This window comes from Serratia marcescens subsp. marcescens ATCC 13880, from assembly GCF_017299535.1.
Taxonomy (GTDB): Bacteria; Pseudomonadota; Gammaproteobacteria; order Enterobacterales; family Enterobacteriaceae; genus Serratia; species Serratia marcescens.
The window spans coordinates 2,648,828-2,668,294 of sequence record NZ_CP071238.1; the positions used below are offsets into that span (position 1 = coordinate 2,648,828).

The window sequence follows — 19,467 nt, forward strand, 5'->3', positions numbered from 1 at the left end:
GGCAGAGTAGCGAAAACGCGGGGAGGAATTATTGTAGCAGGTTGCTGTTTTAGCCCAATTTCACCTGTTTCTGGAAACGCACTGGCGTGACACCGTAACGATTGGCGAAGGCGCGCGTCAGGTGCGCCTGATCGGTCAACCCCGCCGCCGCCGCCACCTGTGCGGCGGGCATGCCGCGCTCCAGCATGCGTTTGGCCTGCGACAGCCGGATCGCCATCAGCATCTGCTGCGGCGAGACGTGGTATTCGGCCTTGAACTTGCGCAGGAAATGGTACGGGCTGAGCGACACCAGCTCGGCCAGTTGGTTAAGGGTCACGGCCTCGGCGAAGTTATCGCGCAGATAGCTTTTCACCACCTCGAAACGGTGCGCCGCCTCGGCTTTTTCCCGCTGCCCGGTGCGGATGTGCGGGTGCAACAGCTCGACGGCCTCCAGCAGCAGGCCATCGAGCGTGAGCGGATCGTCGGTTTGCCACAGCGTGGCGAGAATGGCGGACAGGCGCTGCGCCGCCCGCGGATCGTGGCGCACCGCCTCGGTAAACCACTGGCTCCTATCGCCGGACAGCTGCTCCAGCGCCTCGGGCGCCAGATAGAGCATGCGGTAACACCAACCGCCCGGCGTTTCGGCTTCGCCGGTATGCAGCTCATCAGGATTCATCAGCACCAGCGCGCCCGGCGCCGCCAGGTGCTGCGCCCCGCGATAGCGAAAACGCTCCGCCCCGGCATCCACGGTGCCGATGGCGAAGGCGTCATGGGTATGCGGCTCGAAGGCATAGCGTTCGATATGCGCCTGATAGAGTTCGACGCCGGGCAGATGCGACAAATGCCTGAACTGCGCGCAATCCTTTTCGAACGGAAACTGTTGTGGTACCCCTTGCACCCGACCTCCTCATCCGTGCTGACAATCTGCTCAGCATAGCCAAAACATCGCCGATTGAGTAGCCGCTCTGGTCCTTTCGTGCCCCTCGCCTGGACGATCGCCGCCATTCGGCGTAGGGTTAAGGTCCCTGTCCCATTCAGTCGCGCCGCATCGCGAAACTCAGCGGCCCCTGATCACTCCGCAAACAAGAGGCAACAATGTATCCGGATACTCAACTGTATATCGATGGACAATGGCGCAATGCGCTGGCCGGGAAAACCCTGCCTGTCACCAACCCCGCCAGCGACGAGGTAATCGGTCAGGTGGCGCACGCCGCCACAGAGGATCTCGATCTGGCGTTGGCCGCCACCGCGCGCGGGTTTAACGTCTGGCGCGACACCGCCGCGCACCAGCGCGCCAACCTGATGCGCAAAGCCGCTGCGCTGCTGCGCGAACGCGCCGACGCCATCGCCGCCATCATGACGCAGGAACAGGGTAAGCCGGTGGCGCAGGCCAAAATCGAGATTCTCAACGCCGCCGACGTTATCGACTGGTTCGCCGGCGAAGCCACCCGTACCTACGGGCAGATTATTCCGTCCCGCGCTCGCGACGTGCAGCAGCAAACCCTGAAACTACCGGTCGGCCCGGTAGCCGCCTTCACGCCGTGGAACTTCCCGATTAACCAGATCGTGCGCAAGCTGTCCGCCGCGCTGGCGGCGGGCTGTTCCATCATCGTCAAAGGCCCGGAAGAAACGCCGGCCTCACCGGCAGAGCTGATCAAAGCCTTCGCCGACGCCGGTATCCCAGCCGGGGTGATCGCGCTGGTGTACGGCACCCCGGCGGAAATCTCGGAATACCTGATCCCGCATCCGACCATTCGCAAGATCTCCTTCACCGGCTCCACCCGCGTGGGCAAGCATCTGGCGGCGCTGGCCGGCCAGCATATGAAAAAGGCCACCATGGAGCTGGGCGGCCACGCGCCGGTGCTGATCTTCGACGACGCCGATCTCGACGCGGCGGCCAAAGAGCTGGCGCAGTCCAAGTTCCGCAACGCCGGCCAGGTCTGTATCGCCCCGACCCGCTTCCTGATCCAGCAAGGCGTTTACGAGGCCTTCGTGGAGAAATTTACCGCCGCCGTGCGTGAGCTCAAGCTCGGCAACGGGCTGGAAGACGGCGTGACGATGGGGCCGATGGTGCTGAGCCGCAGCGTCGACAATATCGAGGCGCTGGTGCAGGACGCTATCGCCCATGGGGCGAAGGCCAGCACCGGCGGCAAACGCGTGGCGGGCAAAGGCAACTTCTTCGAACCGACGGTGCTGCGTGATGTGCCGCTGAGCGCACGCGCCATGTCGGAAGAGCCGTTTGGCCCGGTCGCCCTGCTGCGCCCGTTCGCCACTTATGACGAGGCGATCGCCGAAGCCAACCGCCTGCCGTACGGCCTGGCCGCCTACGCTTACAGCCGCAACATCGCCACCGTCAATGCGCTGGGGCGCGACGTGGAGAGCGGCATGCTGAGCATCAACCACATCGGTTTCGGCCTGCCGGAAACGCCGTTTGGCGGCGTGAAAGACTCCGGTCACGGCACCGAAGGCGGCAGCGAAGCGATCGAGTCCTACCTGGAAACGCGCTTTGTCACCGTCGCCGGCCGATAATCGCCCGGCGGATGAATAACCAGAAGCCCCGCAATGCGGGGCTTTTTTTTACTCGCGAGCCAGTTCGAACAGCCGCCGCGCCGCCGGGGTCAGCCCCAGCATGTGAATGCAGGCATGCACCATGCCCGGCAACCGTTCGCAGCGCACGGTCACCCCCGCCTCACGCAGCCGTTGTGCATACTGTTCGGCCTCATCGCGCAGCGGATCATATTCGCAGCTCAGGATGGCGGCCGGCGGCAATCCGCGCAGCGTGGCGGCATGCAACGGTTCCGCGCCGGGATCGCGCCGCTGGCTCAGATACTGCTGCCAACAGAACACCATCGCGTCGCGCGTCAGAAAGTGCCCCTCGGCAAACTCGCGATAGCTCTTCGTCGCCATTTCGCGGCTGAGCGCCGGGTACAACAGCAGTTGACGTTCAATGTACGGGCCGCCGCGATCCCGCGCCAACAGTGCGACCGCCGCCGCCAGATTGCCCCCGGCGCTATCACCGCCCACCGCCAGGCGCTTCGCGTCAATCCCCAACTGCGGCGCCCGTTGCGCCACCCAGCAGAGCGCCTGATAGACATCTTCCAGCGGCTGTGGAAACGGGTATTCCGGCGCCAGACGATAGTCAACCGACAGGATCACCCGGCCGGTGGCGTTAGCCAACGCCTGACAAGGCCGATCGTACAACGCCAGTGAGCAGAGGCACCAGCCGCCGCCGTGGGCGAATAGCATCGCCGGCTGCGCGTTCGCGCCGTTTTCCCCCGCCGGTAGATAGGCGCGCAGCGCCATCCGGTGTCCATCGGCGGTGACCACCGTATAGTCCCTGACGCCGCCGCTCGCTTCCGCCTCGCCCTGCAGCTGGCGTAAACCGGTTTCCGTGGCCGCGCGCATTGCCGCCAGCGAAGCGGGCGGCGGCACGGCGGCCGACGCCGTCAAAAAGGCGGCGATGCGTTCATCAAGCGGCATGCTGCTCTCCCGCCAGGAACGGCGTAATCAGCGCGATAAACGCCTCATGACACTCCTCGGTGATGAAATGCCCGCAGCCGGCGACCGTTTCGCCTCGCAGATCGTGCGCATTGCCCCGAAGCGTGGTCAGCGGCGCATCGCCGGTGGCGTGCTCCGCTCCCACCGTCAACACCGGCATCGTCAAGGGCGTAGCGGCGCGCAGCCGGTTCTGGCGAACGGTTTCCGGGATCGCTCGGTAATAGTCGAATCCGGCGCGCAGGCCGCCCGGCGCCGAATAGGCGGCGATATACACCTGCGCCGCTACCCGATCGCGCCGATAGGACCAGCGGTTGAAGATATAGCCAAGATACTCCCGCTCGCGCCCCTGGGTCAGGGCCTCCGGCAAATCCGCCAGCTGGTTGAACATGAAATGCCACAGGAAGATATTCTCCTCCGGCGCGACGAAAATCGGCGGCGGCGGCGCCAGCCCGGGGATCACCGCCTCCGTCAGCACCAGACGTTCCACCGCCTGCGGGAAGTCGCTCGCCATGGCGTAACCGATCCACATGCCGATGTCGTGGCCGACCAGTTGGTAACGCTCATGGCCCAGCAGCAACATCATCGCGTGCAGCGCCGCGCCGATGCTGCCGGTATCGTAACCGCCGACGGGCTTGTCAGAATCACCGATGCCCGGCGGATCGACGGCGATCGCCTGAAAACCGGCCGTCGCCAGCGCTTGCATCACATGGCGCCAGGTGTACCAGGTTTGCGGCCAGCCGGGGATCAGCAGCACCGGCCGCCCTTCACCGGCCACCACGCAGTGAATGCGCCGGCCGTTGACCTGGAGATAGACGTGTTCCGCCGCGAGATCCGCCAACTGGATCTCGTTCTGTCGATATTGCATGGGGTGACTCCCTGAAAGGTTAAGGCTCAGCGAATGCCGAGCAAGGCATTGATCTGTTGTGGGTTGACCGGCGCGCCGGCGAAGTCGTCGAACACTTTGTCGGTGACGCGGATAATGCGATCGCGAATGAAGGCCGCGCCTTCGCGCGCGCCGTCCTGCGGATTTTTCAGGCAACATTCCCACTCCAGCGTCGCCCAGCCCGAATAGCCGTACTGCGTCAGGCGCGAAAAGATGCCGTTGAAATCGACCTGGCCGTCGCCCAACGAGCGGAAACGGCCGGCACGATCGACCCAGGATTGATAGCCTCCGTAAATGCCCTGGCGACCGGTCGGATTGAACTCGGCGTCCTTGACGTGGAACATGCCGATAACATCCTTATAGATATCGATAAATTCCAGATAGTTAAGCTGCTGCAGCACCATATGGCTCGGATCGAACAGCACCCGGCAACGCGGGTGGTTGCCCACGCGCTCAAGAAACATTTCGAACGTCACGCCGTCGTGCAGATCCTCACTCGGGTGAATTTCATAACACAGGTTGATGCCCTGTTCTTCGCAGGCGTCGAGCACCGGCAGCCAGCGTTTGGCGAGTTCGTCGAACGCGGTGTCGATCAATCCTTCCGGGCGCTGTGGGAACGGGAACAGATAGGGCCAGGCCAGCGAACCGGAAAAGGTGCCCAGCTCGCTGAGCCCGAGCCGCGCCGACGCCTTCACCGCCAGCAGCATTTGCTGCCGCGCCCACTCGCCGCGCGCCTGCGGATTGCCCTGCAGCGCCGGCGGCGCGAAGCTGTCAAACAGCGCATCGTAAGCCGGGTGTACCGCCATCAGCTGGCCGAAGATATGGCTGGTCAATTCACTGACCACCAACCCCTGCTCCGCCAACATCCCGGTCAGATCGTCGCAGTAAGTTTGGCTTTCCGCGGCGGTGGCCACGTCGAACAAACGCCGATCCCAGGCCGGGATCTGCAAGGCGGTAAACCCGGTTTGCGCCGCCCACTCGGCGATGGCCGGCAGGCTGTTGAACGGCGCTGTCTCATCGCTGAACTGCGCGAGATGCAGGCTTGGACCTTTGAGGGTTTTCATCGTAAACTCCTATTGGTTGTCGATTGACAAACAATAGGAGCAAAGCGAATTGACCGCAAGCGAAATTTATAAAGACATTGGTATTCCCGTCGATTTAAGCGATCCTATGTCGCTGAATGACAGGTAAATTGGAGCAGCGAATGGCAGGCAGACCGCGTGAGTTCGATCGCGAACAGGCGCTCTTGAAGGCGCGAAACTTATTCTGGCGGCAAGGTTACGAAGGCACCTCGATGTCGGATCTGGTGGCGGAATTGGGCATTGCTTCCGCGCGCATCTACAAGGCGTTCGGCTCCAAAGAGCAGCTGTTCCGCGAGGCGATCGCCAGTTACGAAGCCGAGGAAGGCGGCTTCGCCGATCGCGCCTTCGCACAGGAAAGCGGCATTCGCCCGGCGATCCAACGTATGCTGGAAGATGCCGTGCGCCTCTACAGTCGGCCGGATCTGCCGCAGGGCTGCATGGTGGTCTCCGCCGCCGCCAGCGTCAGTGCGGAAAACGATGGGCTCAAAACCTGGCTGGCAGAGCATCGGTTGCAGCGTACGCAGCAGATCGTCGAACGGCTGCGGCAGGCGGTGCAAACCGGTGAATTGCCCGCCGACACCGACGCTGACAGCCTGGGGGACTACTTCGCCGTCTTCCTGCACGGGCTGTCGATTCAGGCGCGTGACGGCGTCACTGAAACGCGACTATTGGATGCGGTAAAGATGGCGCTGACGGTACTGGGCGACGCTTAATCCTCCGGCAGATCGACAATCACCAGCGTGCCTTCGCTGCCCGGCAACACGCGGTGCGGTACGCCGGCCGCGGCCTGATACAGCTGGCCAGCCCGCACCACCACCTCTTCCCCCGCCACCTGCAGCCGCAGGTGGCCGCTGATCACCAGCAACCCTTCGCTGTAATCATGCACTTCATCCGCAATGCTGCGCGCATCCATACGCAGCACTTTGATGTTGGCCGCACCGACGCGGCCCAGCACGGAGGAACGCCAAGCCTCGGGCAGTTCGGCCGCCTGCTGGTTTAAATCGAACAGCATCGTCATACCTTATTACTACAGAGGAACCGGCACTCTACTGCAAAGCCGTCACCTGCTGAAAGACGCGTTGGTTGTAGATTATGCCCCGGCGTTCTGAGCCGCCGCCTCACGGCGCAGCCACTGCCGCAGATTTTCGCCCTCCTGCGACAGCTCACTATCCAGCCGAGCGCACAGGTAATAATCGCGGCCGTCATCGATCGGCAGATCGAACATTTTGATCAACTCACCGCTCTCAAGGTACTGGGCGATTAACGGTTCACGCATCAACGCGCACCCTAATCCCGCCTGTACCGCCGCCAACGTCAACAATCCGTCTTCAAACATCGGGCCGATACTGCGCGGCGGGCGCTTGACGCCGGCCTGCTGAAACCATTGCATCCAGGTATTGCGTTCCTCGTCGTGCAGCAGCGGCAGCGTCGCCAGTTGATCCGGCGTATCGAGCAAACCGTGCAGTTTACTGAATGCCCGGCTGCACACCGGCACCATTTTGCCAGACATCAGCTTCTCGCTGCGATAGCCGGTCCACTGCCCGACCCCGAAGCGGATCGACAGATCGGCGGCGTCGCTCAGGTAATTGCGGTGGTTGGCGTAGACCACATTGATGTCGATATCCGGATTTTCACGCAGAAAGCCGCGCAGCCGCGGAATGAACCACCCCATGCCGAACAGCGGGATCAGACTGATGGTCACCTGCCGCGACGCGGATTGTTCACGCACGTGTTCGGTCGCCTGGCGCAGCACGTTGAACGCCGAGCGAATCGAACGGTAGTACTCCCGCCCCTCGCTGCGCAACACCAGGTTACGCCCCTGCCGTTCGGTCAACGGCATCTGCAAAAATGCCTCCAGCGTTTTGAGTTGATGACTGACCGCCGAAGGCGAAATCATCAGCTCGTTAGCCGCCGCGCTGATCCCCCCCAGGCGCGCGATGGCCTCGAACGCCCGCACGGCGCGCAGCGGCGGATCGTTCGGCAGCATCGGCAACGGCTCATCATACTGTTCTGTTTTTTTCATATATTGACTGTTTTTGGGAAATGGACACTGAAGGAATGGATTTAATATACATAAAAATCAATACATTAAAAACACTCGTTTTTTATATAAGAAAGTATTTTTCCGTATTTTACAATTTTTTTAAATTCTCTACTGTGAGCCTCTGATTCATTATCTCCGGACTCTCCTTATGGATACGCTGGTACAGCAAACCGTCAACGGTTTGATGCTCGGCAGCATTTATGCGCTGATCGCGCTCGGCTACACCATGGTGTACGGCATCCTGCGCATCATCAACTTCGCGCACGGCGACGTGCTGATGGTCGGGGCGCTGAGCGCGCTGTCGGCGATCGGGGTGTTGCAGCACCACTTTTCCGCTTTACCGTCCTACGCCACGCTGCTGCTGGCGGCCCTGTTCGCCATGGCTATCTGCGCCATCACCTCAATGGCGATCGAGCGCCTGGCCTATCGCCGGCTGCGTAATGCGCCGCGCCTGGCCCCGCTGATCAGCGGCATCGGCGTGTCACTGCTGCTGCAAACCCTGGCGATGCTGATCTGGTCACGCAATCCCCTGATGTTTCCGCAGCTGTTGCCGATGGCGCCCATCGCCCTGACCGCAGGCAGCGCCGAACATGCGCCGGCGGTGATCACCGGCACGGCGATCGTCACGCTGGCGGTGGCCGTGGCGGTGATGGCCGGCCTCTGGCTGCTGGTCGAACACAGCCGTTTCGGCCGCGCCATGCGCGCCACGGCGGAAAACCCGCAGGTCGCCGGCCTGATGGGCATCAGTCCTGACCGCATCATCGTTCTGACCTTCGCGCTCGGCGGCGCGTTGGCGGCGGTGGCCGGCATCATGATGGCCAGCAACTACGGCAACGCCGGTTTCTCGATGGGCTTTCTGCCGGGCATCAAGGCGTTTACCGCCGCCGTGCTCGGCGGCATCGGCAACCTGCGCGGCGCGATGCTTGGCGGTTTGCTGCTGGGTCTGTTCGAATCGCTGGGCACCGGCTATCTCGGCGAGCTGACCGGCGGCGTGTTCGGCAGCAACTACCAGGACGTGTTCGCGTTTCTGGTGCTGATCGCCGTGCTGGTCTTCCGCCCCTCCGGGCTTTTGGGCGAACGCATCGCCACGCGCGCATAAGGGCATCACGATGACCGTTTTGACTCCCCCCGTTCCTCTGACCACGCCGCGTCGCGCCGGGCTGGGGCTGACGCTGTTCATTCTCGCCCTGCTGCTTGCGCCTTGGGTGGCGGGCGCCGCCGGCGGCAACTACTGGGTGCGGGTCGTCGACTTCGCCCTGCTGTATCTGATGCTGGCGCTCGGGCTGAACATCGTGGTGGGCATGACCGGGTTGCTGGACATGGGCTTTATCGCCTTTTACGCGGTCGGCGCCTATCTCGCCGCGCTGCTGTCGTCACCGCATCTGACGCAGCAGTTCCCGCTGCTGCTGCAGTGGTTCCCCGACGGGCTGCATCTGCCGATGCTGTGGCTGATCCCGCTGGCGGCGCTGCTGGCGGCGGTATGCGGCATCCTGCTCGGCGCGCCGACGCTGCGGCTGCGCGGCGACTATCTGGCGATCGTCACGTTGGGATTCGGCGAGATCGTGCGCATTTTGATGCGCAACCTCGATCGTCCGGTCAATCTCACCAACGGCCCCAAAGGCATTTCCGGCATTGACCCGGTCAGCCTGTTCGGCCTGAGGTTTTCCGGCATGCACGAGTGGTTCGGCGTGCGTTTTTCCGGCCTGTACCTCTATTACTATCTGTTCGCCGCGCTGCTGCTGGCGATCCTGTTCATCAGCCTGCGGTTGCAAAACTCGCGCATCGGCCGTGCGTGGACAGCGATCCGCGAAGATGAGGACGCCGCGCGGGCGATGGGCATCAACACCCGCAACTTCAAGCTGCTGGCCTTCGCCATCGGCGCCACCTTCGGCGGTGTGGCCGGCGCGTTGTTCGCCGCGTTTCAGGGCTTCGTGTCGCCGGAATCGTTCACCCTGCAGGAATCGATCGCCGTACTGGCGATGGTGGTGCTCGGCGGCATGGGGCACATCCCCGGCGTGATCCTGGGCGCGCTGCTGCTGGCCGCCCTGCCGGAGCTGCTGCGCAGCAGCATGGGACCGCTGCAGCAGGCGCTGTTCGGCCAGGTGCTGATCGATCCGGAAATCATCCGCCAACTGTTTTACGGCCTGGCGCTGATCCTGGTGATGCTCTATCGCCCGGCGGGCCTGTGGCCGGCTCGCCATGCCGGGAGGACCGCCGCATGACGCCGCTGCTTGCTTTAAATCACGTCAGCAAACGCTTCGGCGGCCTGACGGCGGTGGATGACGTCAGCATGAGCATCCGCCAAGGGGAAATCTACGGCCTGATCGGGCCGAACGGCGCCGGCAAAACCACCTGCTTCAACCTGATCACCGGCCTGTATCGCGCCGATGAAGGCGAGTTCAGCCTGTTGGGCCAGCGCTATAAACCCCAGGCGATCGACAAAGTGGCGCAGGCCGGCATTGCCCGCACCTTCCAGAACCTGCGGTTGTTCAACGAAATGAGCGTGCTGGAAAATGTGATGGTCGGCTGCCACGTGCGCACCCGCAACGGCCTGTGGGCAGCGATCGCTCGCCACCGGCGCGCCAAGGCAGAGGAACAGGCGGTGCGCGATAAATCCCATGCGCTGCTGGAGTACGTCGGCATCAGCCAATTCGCCCATTACCGCGCCGGCGATCTCGCCTATGGCCACCAACGCCGCCTGGAGATTGCCCGCGCGCTGGCGACCGAACCCCGGTTGCTGGCGCTGGACGAGCCGGCGGCCGGCATGAACGCCGGTGAAAAAGTAGCGCTGCGCGAGCTGCTGCTGCGCATCCGCGACAGCGGCAAAACGCTGCTGCTGATCGAACACGACGTCAAGCTGGTGATGGGCCTGTGCGATCGCCTGACGGTGCTGGACTACGGCAAAGCGATCGCCGAAGGCGAACCGGCGCAGGTGCGGCGCGAACCGGCGGTCATTCAGGCCTATCTGGGAGGCGGCGCGCATGTCTGAAGCCCTGCTGAGCGTTAAACATCTCAAAGTGTCTTATGGCGGCATTCATGCGGTCAAAGGCATCGATTTCACGGTGAACGCCGGCGAACAGGTGACGCTGATCGGCGCCAATGGCGCGGGCAAGACCTCCAGCCTGCGAGCGCTGACCGGCCTGCAGCCGTTCGAAGGCGACATCCTGTTCGACGGTTGCTCGATTCGCGGCGCGCCGCCGCACCGGTTGCTGCAACGGGGGCTGGTGATGGTGCCGGAGGGACGCGGCATTTTCACCCGTTTGACGGTGCGGGAAAACCTGCAGCTCGGCGCCTATGCGCGGCGTGACAAATCGGCGGTGCGGCAAGATTTCGAACGGGTGTGTGCCATCTTCCCGCGGCTGAGCGAGCGCCTGCACCAACCGGCCGGGCTGCTTTCGGGCGGTGAACAGCAGATGGTGGCGATGGGCCGCGCGCTGCTCAGCCGCCCGCGGCTGCTGATATTGGACGAACCCTCGATGGGGCTGGCGCCGATTGTGGTGGAAGCTATTTTCACGGTCATCAAGCAGTTAGCCCGTGACGGCGTCACGCTGCTATTGGTCGAGCAGAACGCGCGCCTGGCGCTGGAGTCCACCGATCGCGCCTACGTGTTGGACAGCGGCAGCCTGAGCCACAGCGGCCGTTCCGCCGAGATGCTGGACGATGAAAAAATCAAACAGATCTATTTGGGTGAATAACCGTTGTTTCTTTTAACCGCACCAGGAGTATGACATGCAACAGAGCATTCGCATCAAACCGTTGGCGCTGGCCGCCATGACAATGATTCTTAGCCTCCCGGCGCTGGCGGCCGACACCGTGCTGATCGGCCTGGCCGGGCCGCTGACCGGCCCTTCCGCGCGCATCGGCAAAGATCTCGAAAACGGCGCGCAACTGGCGATCGCCGACGCTAACGCGCAGAAACCGACGCTGAACGGCAAACCGGTCACCTTCAAACTGGTGTCCGAGGACGACCAGTCCGACCCGCGCACCGCCGTGGCCGTGGCGCAACGTTTGGTCGACGAAGGCGTCGCCGGGGTGGTCGGCCACTGGAACACCGGCACCAGCATCCCGGCGGCGCGCATCTATCACGACGCCGGCATCGCCCAGGTGGCGCCGGTCGCCACCGGTCACGGCTATACGCAACAGGGTTTTGACACCAGCTTTCGCGTGATGGGCCACGACGACGACGGCGGCAACTATGCCGGGCAATATGCGGTGAAAACGCTGAAAGCCCAGCGCATCGCGGTGATCGACGATCGCACCGCTTTCGGCCAGGGGCTGGCGGACGAGTTCATCAAATCGCTGCAGGCCCAGGGCGTGCAGCCGGTCGCCCGCGAGTATGTGGATGACAAGACCGTCGATTTCAGCGCCGTACTGACCACCGTGCGCAGCAAAAACGCCGATCTGATCTTCTTCGGCGGCGTAGATTCCCAGGCGGCGCCGCTGGCGCGCAAACTGAAGCAGCTGGGCATGAACGCGCAGCTGATGGGCGCCGGCGGCTTTGTCAGCCAAACCTTCCTGACGCTGGCGCAGCAAGAAGGCGAAGGCGTCGTCGCGTTGGAGCCGGGGCTGCCGCTGGAACAGATGCCGGGCGGCAAGGCGTTTGAGCAAGCCTACCGCGATCGTTACCACACTCACATCGAACTGCATGCGCCCTTCGCCTACGACGCCACCCGGGTGCTGATCGCCGCCATCGAACAGGCCGGCTCGGCCAACCCGGCCGATTATCTGCCGAAACTGCGCGCCATACATTATCAGGGCGTGACCGGCGCCATTGCCTTCGATGCGCAGGGCAACCTGCAACAGCCGAGCTTCACCCTGTACCGGGTAGTCGACGGCAAATGGCAGCCGCAAACCGTGTTGGGCGGCGCCAAACCACAATAAATCAAGAGGAGCAAGGCGATGAGCTGTGCAAATAACGAATTGGGCATTTTGGCCCGCAGAAAGATCGAGGCGGAAATCATCAAACCGATCTACCAGATTCTGGTGCGTGAAATCGGCAAGACGCGCGCTCAGGCAGTGATCGGCGAAGCCATCGAGAATGCCGCCATCGCGGCGGGCAAACAGTTCGCCGCTCAGGAACCGAACGGCGCGGATCTGCGCAGCTTCGCCGCCTTGCAGTACCTGTGGGAAAAAGACGATGCGTTGCGCGTCGAGGTGATCAATCAGGACGAACAGCACTTCGACTATAACGTCACCCGCTGCCGCTACGCCGAGATGTATCATGAGATGGGGCTGGGAGACATCGGCCACCTGCTCTCCTGCGCTCGCGACAGCCAGTTTATCGTCGGCTATGCGCCTGACGTTGAACTGCAGCGCACCCAGACCATCATGTCCGGCGCTCCCTGCTGCGATTTCCGTTACGCCGCCAAAACGCCGGGAGAAAAGCAATGACGCATCGGGTCAACGGCGAGCGCCTGTGGCAAAGCCTGCAGGCGATGGCGCAGTTCGGCGCCATCGCTGACAACGGCGTTACCCGCCTGGCGCTCAGCGAAGAGGATCGTCAGGCGCGCGACCAGCTGCGCCGGTGGGCGCTGGAGGCCGGTTGCAGCGTGCGCGTCGATCGGATGGGCAACATGTTCCTGCGCCGTGAAGGCGCGCGGCCCGAGCTGGCGCCGGTTGTCACCGGTTCTCACGGCGACTCGCAACCCCGCGGCGGCCGTTTCGACGGCATCTACGGCGTGCTGGCCGGATTGGAGGTTATTCGCAGCCTTAACGATCGGCAGATCGTCACCGAACGCGCGATTGAAGTGATCAACTGGACCAACGAAGAAGGCGCCCGCTTTGCGCCGGCGATGATCGCCTCCGGCGTGTTCGCCGGGGTATTCGACCTGGAATACGGTCTGACGCGCCGCGACGAGCACGGCGTCAGCCTCGGCGAGGCGCTGGAGCGCATCGGCTACGCCGGCGAGTATCCGGTGGGCGGCACGCCGATCCATGCCGCCTTCGAGTTGCACATCGAACAGGGGCCGATTCTGGAAGCGGAGCATCTCGACATCGGCGTGGTGACCGCCGCACAAGGGCAGCGCTGGTATGAACTGGAGGTCGTCGGCTTCAGCGCCCATGCCGGCACCACGCCGATGGACCGCCGCCGCGACGCCCTGCTGGGCTTTGCGGCGCTGGTCACGGCGGTCAACCGCATCGGTTGGGATTTCGCGCCCGACGCGCGCGCCACGGTGGGCATGGCGCAAATTACCCCCAATTCACGCAACGTGGTGCCGGGGCGCGTCTTTTTCAGCGTCGAATTCCGCCATCCAGAGGAGTCAATTCTGGAGCAGATGGAGCAGCGCCTGCGGGCGGCGGTGAACGCCGTCAACGGCGGCGGCCTGACCGCGCGCGCCGAGCGCATCTTCCAGTATCCCCCGATCGCTTTTGATCGAGGCTGCATCGACAGCGTACGTCAAGCCGCGCAAGCGTTGGGCTATCGCCATCGCGACATGATTTCCGGCGCCGGCCACGATGCCTGTTACCTTAACCGCGTCGCCCCGACCGCCATGATTTTCATTCCCTGCGTGGACGGCATCAGCCACAACGAGCGGGAAGATATCACCCCCGCCTGGGCCGCCGCCGGCGCTGACGTATTGCTGAACGCGCTGCTGGCGCACGCCGGCGCCTGATCGTCGCCCCGGTTTCTCGCCGGGGCAAAAAAATATTCAACAAAACGGTTGAATATTAGCCCGTCTGCTCTATATTCAACCATATGGTTGAATTATCTTCCTCACAGCTGGACGCCATTTTTCATGCGCTAGCCGACCCGACCCGCCGTTCGATGTTACGCGCGCTGGCCGGCGGTGAGCGCAGCATCGGCGAACTGGCCGCGCCGTTGCAGATGTCGTTCGCCGGCGCCTCCAAGCACGTGAAAGCACTGGAACATGCGGGCCTGGTGCAACGCACCGTGCAAGGAAGAAACCATATCTGCCGGCTCGAACCCGAGCCTATGGCGCAGGCCATGCACTGGCTGCAAACCTATGAACATTTCTGGACTGAACGGCTGGATGCGCTCGAACAGGCGCTGCTGCAGCCCGAACAGCTTCCTCCCAAGGAGTGAACCATGAATGATTACGGCATGATTATCGAACCCGGCACGCTGCGCATCCAGCGGCTGCTGCCCGGCCCCATCGAGCGGGTGTGGGCTTACCTGACCGAATCCGACAAGCGCGCCACCTGGCTGGCGGCCGGCGCCATGAAGTTGGAAAACGGCGCGCCGCTGGAGCTGGAGTTTCGCAACTCCGATCTGGCGGGCGAGCACGAGCAACCGCCGGCCAAGTACAAGCAGCACGGCGGCTGCGTCAGCAACCGCGGCCACATCACCTGCCTGTTCCCGCCGCGCCTGCTGAGCTTTACCTGGGCCGAACAGGATCAGGGGCGCCCTTCCGAAGTGACCTTCGAGCTGACGGAACAGGGAAACGCGGTGCTGCTGACGGTCACCCACCGGCGCTTGGCCAACCGCGACGAGATGCTCAGCGTCGCCGGCGGCTGGCACACCCATCTGGATATCCTGCTGGATCGTCTGCACGATCGGGCGCCGCAGCCGTTCTGGAGCACCCATGCCCGGCTGGAAGAAGAGTACCGCGCCCGCCTGTAATTACGACTCGTCCCGGCGCCTGAACGCCAGATAACCGGCGATCAGCGTAAAACTGCCGACCAGCAACACCAGCAGGATAAAACCGTGGTGATTGCTGGCCAGCGGTATCCCCCCGACGTTCATGCCGAAGAAACCGGCGACGATGTTGATCGGCAACGCCAGCACGGTGATCACCGTCAGGGTGTAGAGCGTGCGGTTATTCTGCTCCATCAGCTTGGCGCCCAGCTCTTCCTGCAATAGCCGGATGCGTTCGGTCAGGCTGGCGAGATCGTTCAACACCACGGTGAACTCTTCGGTAAACTGCCGCAGATCTTGCACCACCTTGCGGCTCAGCCAGGCCGGCGGCCGGTTCAACAGCCGAAACAGCGCGGCCGGTTCCGGCGCCAACAGGCGCTGAAAGCGCAATAACATGCGGCGCATGCGCCCCAGCTCGGCGCGATTGCGTTTGACGCGGCGGGTCAGCAAGCGATCCTCGATGGCATCAACATACTGGTTAGCCTGCCGCACCACCTGTTCCAGCACGTCCTCCTGCTCTTCCAGCAGGTGCGCCAGCAGCTCGGTAGACGACGCCAGCTCCAGCGCCGTCAGGCGACCAAGCAGCCGTTCAATCAATCGCACCGGTTTGTGACGCACGGTGACCACCAGCCCACGGCAGCAATAGAGCCACAGCGTCGCCGTTTCCGGGTTGCTGTCCTCAGGGTGGAAAATCACGTCGTTGAGCACCGCGAACAGATCGTCGCCCTGGCGCTCGATGCGCGTCGTGTGGGAACCATGCCGAATTTCATGGAAGAAAAAATCGGAAATGGCGAAATGGTTTTTCAGCCACTTCTCCGCCGCCGCGTGGTTGAGATTGAGGTGCAGCCAGACAAAGCCGTCGCCGGACGGCAAAGCCTGGTAAGCCTGGCAGACCTGTTGCGAGTTCAGGCGCGCCGGCGGCTCACCGGAACGAAACACATGGCCGTAGATCAGCCCGGTCACTTCATCATCGAAATCAAGCTTGTGCATCTTTTCCGCTAACCGTTGCACCATAACGCCTTATCCTGCCGGTTGCCGTTAACCCAAGACCGTCCCCGCTGTTATAACAATCTTTATTTATCGGCGTTAATGATTTTCGCCGTTCCCGATGATTAATATTTTCGTCATAAAAAGGCCACATTCATTCAGAATACTTTTCAGGCGACAGCTACCGCATTCAATCCTTTCAGGAAGGTCATTATGAGCGATAACAGCGCCGTTCAAACGGGTGTGCCGGCCGCATCCAGCCTGCCCAAGCTGCATCAAAAGAACAGTCGACTCACTGTTCTTTTTTTTGTGTTCTTATTAATTCTGGGGATCGCGTTTGCCGGGGTGAACTTGTTTAACGACGTCAGCGACGCCGGCGCCGTCTATACCAGTTACATTCCGTTTTTATTATTGGGGCTGGCGCTGCTGATCGCGCTGGGCTTTGAATTCGTCAACGGCTTCCACGATACCGCCAATGCGGTCGCGACGGTGATTTACACCCACTCGCTGTCGCCGATGGTCGCCGTGGTGTGGTCCGGTTTCTTCAACTTTCTCGGCGTGTTGCTCTCCAGCGGCGTGGTGGCCTTCGGCATCATTTCGCTGCTGCCGGTTGAGCTGATCCTGCAGGCCGGCACCGGCAACGGTTTCGCCATGGTGTACGCCCTGCTGTTCTCCGCCATCATCTGGAACCTCGGCACCTGGTGGCTCGGGCTGCCCGCCTCGTCGTCGCATACGCTGATCGGCTCGATTATCGGCGTCGGCGTGGCCAACGCTCTGATCCACGGCCGCACCGGCACCAGCGGCGTGGACTGGGGCCAGGCGATCAAGGTGGGCTACGCGCTGCTGCTGTCGCCGGTGATCGGCTTCGTGTTCGCCGGCCTGCTGCTGCTGGCGCTGAAGCTGTTCGTCAAGAACCGCCAGCTGTACAGCGCGCCTAAGGACAATAGCCCGCCGCCGCTGTGGATCCGCGGATTGCTGATCCTCACCTGCACCGGCGTTTCCTTTGCCCACGGCTCCAACGACGGGCAGAAAGGCATGGGCCTTATCATGCTGATCCTGGTGGGCACCATGCCGATCGCCTACGCCCTGAACCGTTCGATGCCGCCGGAGCAGATCCCCCGGGTGGCGGCGCTGGCGGAAGTGACCAAAAACGAGCTGCTGCGCCAGTTCCCGGCCGGCCGCCAAACGCCGCCGCGCGAGGTGCTGACCGGCTATGTGCGCACCAGCGAACTGACGCCGGAGGTGGTGCCGGCGCTGGCGCAGCTGGCCGGCGCGATCGGCGATCAAATCCGTCAGTACGGCTCGGTCGACAAGATCCCGGCGCAGGCGGTGTCGAACACCCGCAATGACATGTACCTGGCGTCCGAGACCATCAAGCACCTGAAGGCAGAGCGTCAGTTGCAGATCAATTCCGATGCGCAGCGCAACCTCGACGCGTTGAAAGGCGAACTCGACAACGCCACCCGCTTCATTCCCTTTTGGGTGAAAGTGGTGGTGGCGATTGCGCTGGGGCTCGGCACCATGGTTGGCTGGCGCCGCATCGTGGTGACGGTGGGCGAAAAGATCGGTAAATCGCACCTGACCTACGCCCAGGGCGCCAGCGCCGAACTGGTGGCGATGACCACCATCGGCGCGGCCGACGCCTTCGGTTTGCCGGTTTCGACCACGCACGTACTTTCGTCCGGCATCGCCGGCACCATGGCCGCCAACCGCTCCGGCCTGCAGATGGCCACCCTGCGCAATCTGCTGATGGCCTGGGTGCTGACGCTGCCGGCCTCGGTACTGCTGTCGGCGGTGCTGTACTGGATCTTCAACCATTTCTAACACCGGGCTGACACGGAGAAAATCTGATGACCATGCATGAATTCAACCGCGATGACGGTTTCAACCAGCGCCTGCTGCAAGAATTTTACGACAGCTACGATGAAGAGCTGGAAATGGAGCTGGACGACCTGCGCTTCGACGCGGCAGAAGTCGACAGCGACGCGAAGAAAGCCTGGCGCAAACAATACTTCCGCGAACTGCTGCGCCTGCAGGGCGAACTGGTGAAGCTGCAGGATTGGGTGATGCGCACCGGCCACCGGCTGGTGATCCTCTTCGAAGGCCGCGACGCCGCCGGCAAGGGCGGCGTGATCAAACGCATCACCCAGCGTCTCAACCCGCGCACCTGTCGCGTGGCGGCGCTGCCGGCGCCGAACGACCGCGAACGCACCCAGTGGTATTTTCAGCGCTATATCGCGCATCTGCCCGCCGCCGGCGAAATGGTGCTGTTCGACCGCAGCTGGTATAACCGCGCCGGCGTGGAACGCGTGATGGGCTTTTGCAACGACGAAGAGTACGAGGAGTTTTTCCGCAGCGTGCCGGAATTCGAAAAAATGCTGACGCGCAGCGGCATCCAAATCGTCAAATACTGGTTTTCGATCACCGATGAGGAGCAGGAGCTGCGTTTCCTCAGCCGCATTCACGATCCGCTCAAGCAGTGGAAGCTCAGCCCGATGGATCTGGAAAGCCGCCGCCGCTGGGAAGACTACACCGAGGCCAAAGAAATCATGTTAGCGCGCACTAACATTGCCGAGGCGCCCTGGTGGGTGGTTCAGGGCGTCGACAAGAAAAAGGCCCGCTTGAACTGCATCACTCACCTGCTGCAACAGGTGCCTTATGAGGAAGCCGAAGGCAACGTCATCACGCTGCCGCAGCGCAAACGCAGCCCGGAGTACCACCGTAACCCGGTGCCGGACAACATGGTGGTGCCGGAAATCTACTGACCGTAGCGCAGAGAGGCGGTTGCCGCAGCTCTGCGCAAATGCAACGCTTTGATTTCTCTCACGCTAAGGGGCCAAACCCCATGTTAAAGTGGCTGCTTTCCATTTTGACAGGAGTCTTCCATGCGCCAACGCATCATTGTCTGCCCGCTGATTGAAAACGATAACGCCTTCCTGCTGTGCAAAATGGCGGCGCACAAGGGCGTGTTTCCCGGCCAGTGGGCGCTGTCCGGCGGCGGCGTCGAGCCGGGTGAACAAATAGAACAGGCGCTGCGGCGCGAAGTGCGCGAAGAGTTGGGCGCCGCGCTGATCCTCGACAACATCACGCCCTGGAGCTTCCGCGATGACGTGCGCATCAAAACTTACGCCGACGGCAGCCAGGAGCAAATCTACATGATTTACCTGATTTTCGACTGCCACGCCGCCAATCGCGACGTGACGATCAACGACGAGTTCGACGACTACGCCTGGGTGCCGCGCGAACGCCTGGCGGACTACGATCTGAACGAAGCCACCCGCTTCACGCTGCGGCAAAAGGGATTGCTGTAACAGTTTGAGCGATTATCACCCTATTTCCTTCACATTTGCCGGGCAGACTCTTTTGATATTTTTTAATCACTTAGGGTCACTATTGC

Annotated in this window: 21 protein-coding genes; 14 read left to right on the forward strand and 7 right to left on the reverse strand. The window is 62.6% G+C overall.

The features are described 5' to 3' along the window. Positions 1-49 precede the first annotated feature (49 nt). Positions 50-877: an AraC family transcriptional regulator gene (locus J0F90_RS12645; protein WP_016927631.1), complete on the reverse strand. Its 828-nt coding sequence runs from the start codon at positions 875-877 to the stop codon at positions 50-52. A 197-nt stretch (positions 878-1,074) separates the two neighbouring features. Between J0F90_RS12645 and J0F90_RS12650 the strand changes: the two genes are divergently transcribed. Continuing rightward, positions 1,075-2,508 (forward strand): NAD-dependent succinate-semialdehyde dehydrogenase, encoded by a 1,434-nt coding sequence (locus tag J0F90_RS12650; RefSeq protein ID WP_016927630.1) that lies wholly within the window; start codon positions 1,075-1,077, stop codon positions 2,506-2,508. Positions 2,509-2,556: 48 nt separating this feature from the next. Here J0F90_RS12650 and J0F90_RS12655 read toward each other — a convergent pair whose 3' ends face one another. The 3 genes from J0F90_RS12655 to J0F90_RS12665 are packed head-to-tail and all read right to left on the reverse strand — an operon-like array spanning position 2,557 to position 5,424. Then, complete coding sequence (locus J0F90_RS12655; protein ID WP_033640211.1) at positions 2,557-3,459, reverse strand: alpha/beta hydrolase; 903 nt, start codon at positions 3,457-3,459, stop codon at positions 2,557-2,559. Beyond that, the gene (locus J0F90_RS12660) at positions 3,449-4,342 is read right to left on the reverse strand and encodes an alpha/beta fold hydrolase (RefSeq protein WP_033640210.1); all 894 of its coding nucleotides are present in this window, start codon (positions 4,340-4,342) and stop codon (positions 3,449-3,451) included. Before J0F90_RS12660 ends, J0F90_RS12655 begins: the two co-directional genes overlap by 11 nt. Before the next feature lie 26 nt (positions 4,343-4,368). Beyond that, positions 4,369-5,424 (reverse strand): sugar phosphate isomerase/epimerase family protein, encoded by a 1,056-nt coding sequence (locus J0F90_RS12665; RefSeq protein WP_033640209.1) that lies wholly within the window; start codon positions 5,422-5,424, stop codon positions 4,369-4,371. 140 nt (positions 5,425-5,564) lie between these two features. Between J0F90_RS12665 and J0F90_RS12670 the strand changes: the two genes are divergently transcribed. Continuing rightward, positions 5,565-6,155 (forward strand): TetR/AcrR family transcriptional regulator, encoded by a 591-nt coding sequence (locus J0F90_RS12670; RefSeq protein ID WP_033640208.1) that lies wholly within the window; start codon positions 5,565-5,567, stop codon positions 6,153-6,155. On the opposite strand, the gene J0F90_RS12675 is transcribed toward J0F90_RS12670, so the two are convergent. Continuing rightward, complete coding sequence (locus tag J0F90_RS12675) at positions 6,152-6,454, reverse strand: cupin domain-containing protein (protein ID WP_028127440.1); 303 nt, start codon at positions 6,452-6,454, stop codon at positions 6,152-6,154. The two genes, J0F90_RS12670 and J0F90_RS12675, sit on opposite strands and share 4 nt — an antisense overlap. A 78-nt stretch (positions 6,455-6,532) precedes the next feature. Next, positions 6,533-7,465, reverse strand: coding sequence for a LysR substrate-binding domain-containing protein (locus tag J0F90_RS12680; RefSeq protein WP_033640207.1), 933 nt, complete (start codon positions 7,463-7,465; stop codon positions 6,533-6,535). 169 nt (positions 7,466-7,634) lie between these two features. Here J0F90_RS12680 and J0F90_RS12685 point away from each other — a divergent pair, with 169 nt between their 5' ends. The 9 genes from J0F90_RS12685 (at position 7,635) to J0F90_RS12725 (ending at position 15,068) form a co-directional block, all read left to right on the forward strand. After that, positions 7,635-8,585, forward strand: coding sequence for a branched-chain amino acid ABC transporter permease (locus tag J0F90_RS12685; protein ID WP_033640206.1), 951 nt, complete (start codon positions 7,635-7,637; stop codon positions 8,583-8,585). Between the two features lie 10 nt (positions 8,586-8,595). Then, entirely contained in the window at positions 8,596-9,708 is a 1,113-nt protein-coding gene (locus tag J0F90_RS12690; RefSeq protein ID WP_033640205.1) for a branched-chain amino acid ABC transporter permease, read from the forward strand. Continuing rightward, entirely contained in the window at positions 9,705-10,475 is a 771-nt protein-coding gene (locus J0F90_RS12695; protein WP_033640204.1) for an ABC transporter ATP-binding protein, read from the forward strand. The genes J0F90_RS12690 and J0F90_RS12695 overlap by 4 nt, the downstream gene beginning before the upstream one ends. Beyond that, entirely contained in the window at positions 10,468-11,181 is a 714-nt protein-coding gene (locus J0F90_RS12700) for an ABC transporter ATP-binding protein (protein WP_033640203.1), read from the forward strand. The genes J0F90_RS12695 and J0F90_RS12700 overlap by 8 nt, the downstream gene beginning before the upstream one ends. Before the next feature lie 76 nt (positions 11,182-11,257). Continuing rightward, positions 11,258-12,367, forward strand: coding sequence for a branched-chain amino acid ABC transporter substrate-binding protein (locus J0F90_RS12705; protein WP_370531000.1), 1,110 nt, complete (start codon positions 11,258-11,260; stop codon positions 12,365-12,367). Positions 12,368-12,385: 18 nt separating this feature from the next. Next, the gene (locus J0F90_RS12710) at positions 12,386-12,877 is read left to right on the forward strand and encodes an L-2-amino-thiazoline-4-carboxylic acid hydrolase (protein WP_033640201.1); all 492 of its coding nucleotides are present in this window, start codon (positions 12,386-12,388) and stop codon (positions 12,875-12,877) included. Next, complete coding sequence (locus tag J0F90_RS12715; RefSeq protein WP_033640200.1) at positions 12,874-14,100, forward strand: Zn-dependent hydrolase; 1,227 nt, start codon at positions 12,874-12,876, stop codon at positions 14,098-14,100. Before J0F90_RS12710 ends, J0F90_RS12715 begins: the two co-directional genes overlap by 4 nt. An 83-nt stretch (positions 14,101-14,183) precedes the next feature. Further along, complete coding sequence (locus J0F90_RS12720; RefSeq protein WP_004938187.1) at positions 14,184-14,531, forward strand: ArsR/SmtB family transcription factor; 348 nt, start codon at positions 14,184-14,186, stop codon at positions 14,529-14,531. Positions 14,532-14,534: 3 nt separating this feature from the next. After that, positions 14,535-15,068, forward strand: a complete 534-nt coding sequence (locus tag J0F90_RS12725) for an SRPBCC family protein (protein WP_016927616.1) — start codon at positions 14,535-14,537, stop codon at positions 15,066-15,068. Here the strand turns inward: J0F90_RS12725 and J0F90_RS12730 are convergent, their stop codons facing one another. Then, the gene (locus tag J0F90_RS12730; protein ID WP_033640199.1) at positions 15,069-16,097 is read right to left on the reverse strand and encodes a transporter; all 1,029 of its coding nucleotides are present in this window, start codon (positions 16,095-16,097) and stop codon (positions 15,069-15,071) included. A 186-nt stretch (positions 16,098-16,283) separates the two neighbouring features. Here J0F90_RS12730 and J0F90_RS12735 point away from each other — a divergent pair, with 186 nt between their 5' ends. The 3 genes from J0F90_RS12735 to nudI all read left to right on the forward strand — a co-directional run bounded on the left by J0F90_RS12735 (position 16,284) and on the right by nudI (position 19,381). Then, positions 16,284-17,894, forward strand: coding sequence for an inorganic phosphate transporter (locus J0F90_RS12735; RefSeq protein ID WP_033640198.1), 1,611 nt, complete (start codon positions 16,284-16,286; stop codon positions 17,892-17,894). 26 nt (positions 17,895-17,920) lie between these two features. After that, entirely contained in the window at positions 17,921-18,835 is a 915-nt protein-coding gene (gene ppk2 / locus J0F90_RS12740; protein ID WP_016927613.1) for a polyphosphate kinase 2, read from the forward strand. 120 nt (positions 18,836-18,955) lie between these two features. Further along, entirely contained in the window at positions 18,956-19,381 is a 426-nt protein-coding gene (gene nudI / locus J0F90_RS12745) for a nucleoside triphosphatase NudI (protein WP_033640197.1), read from the forward strand. The last annotated feature ends 86 nt before the right edge of the window (positions 19,382-19,467 follow it).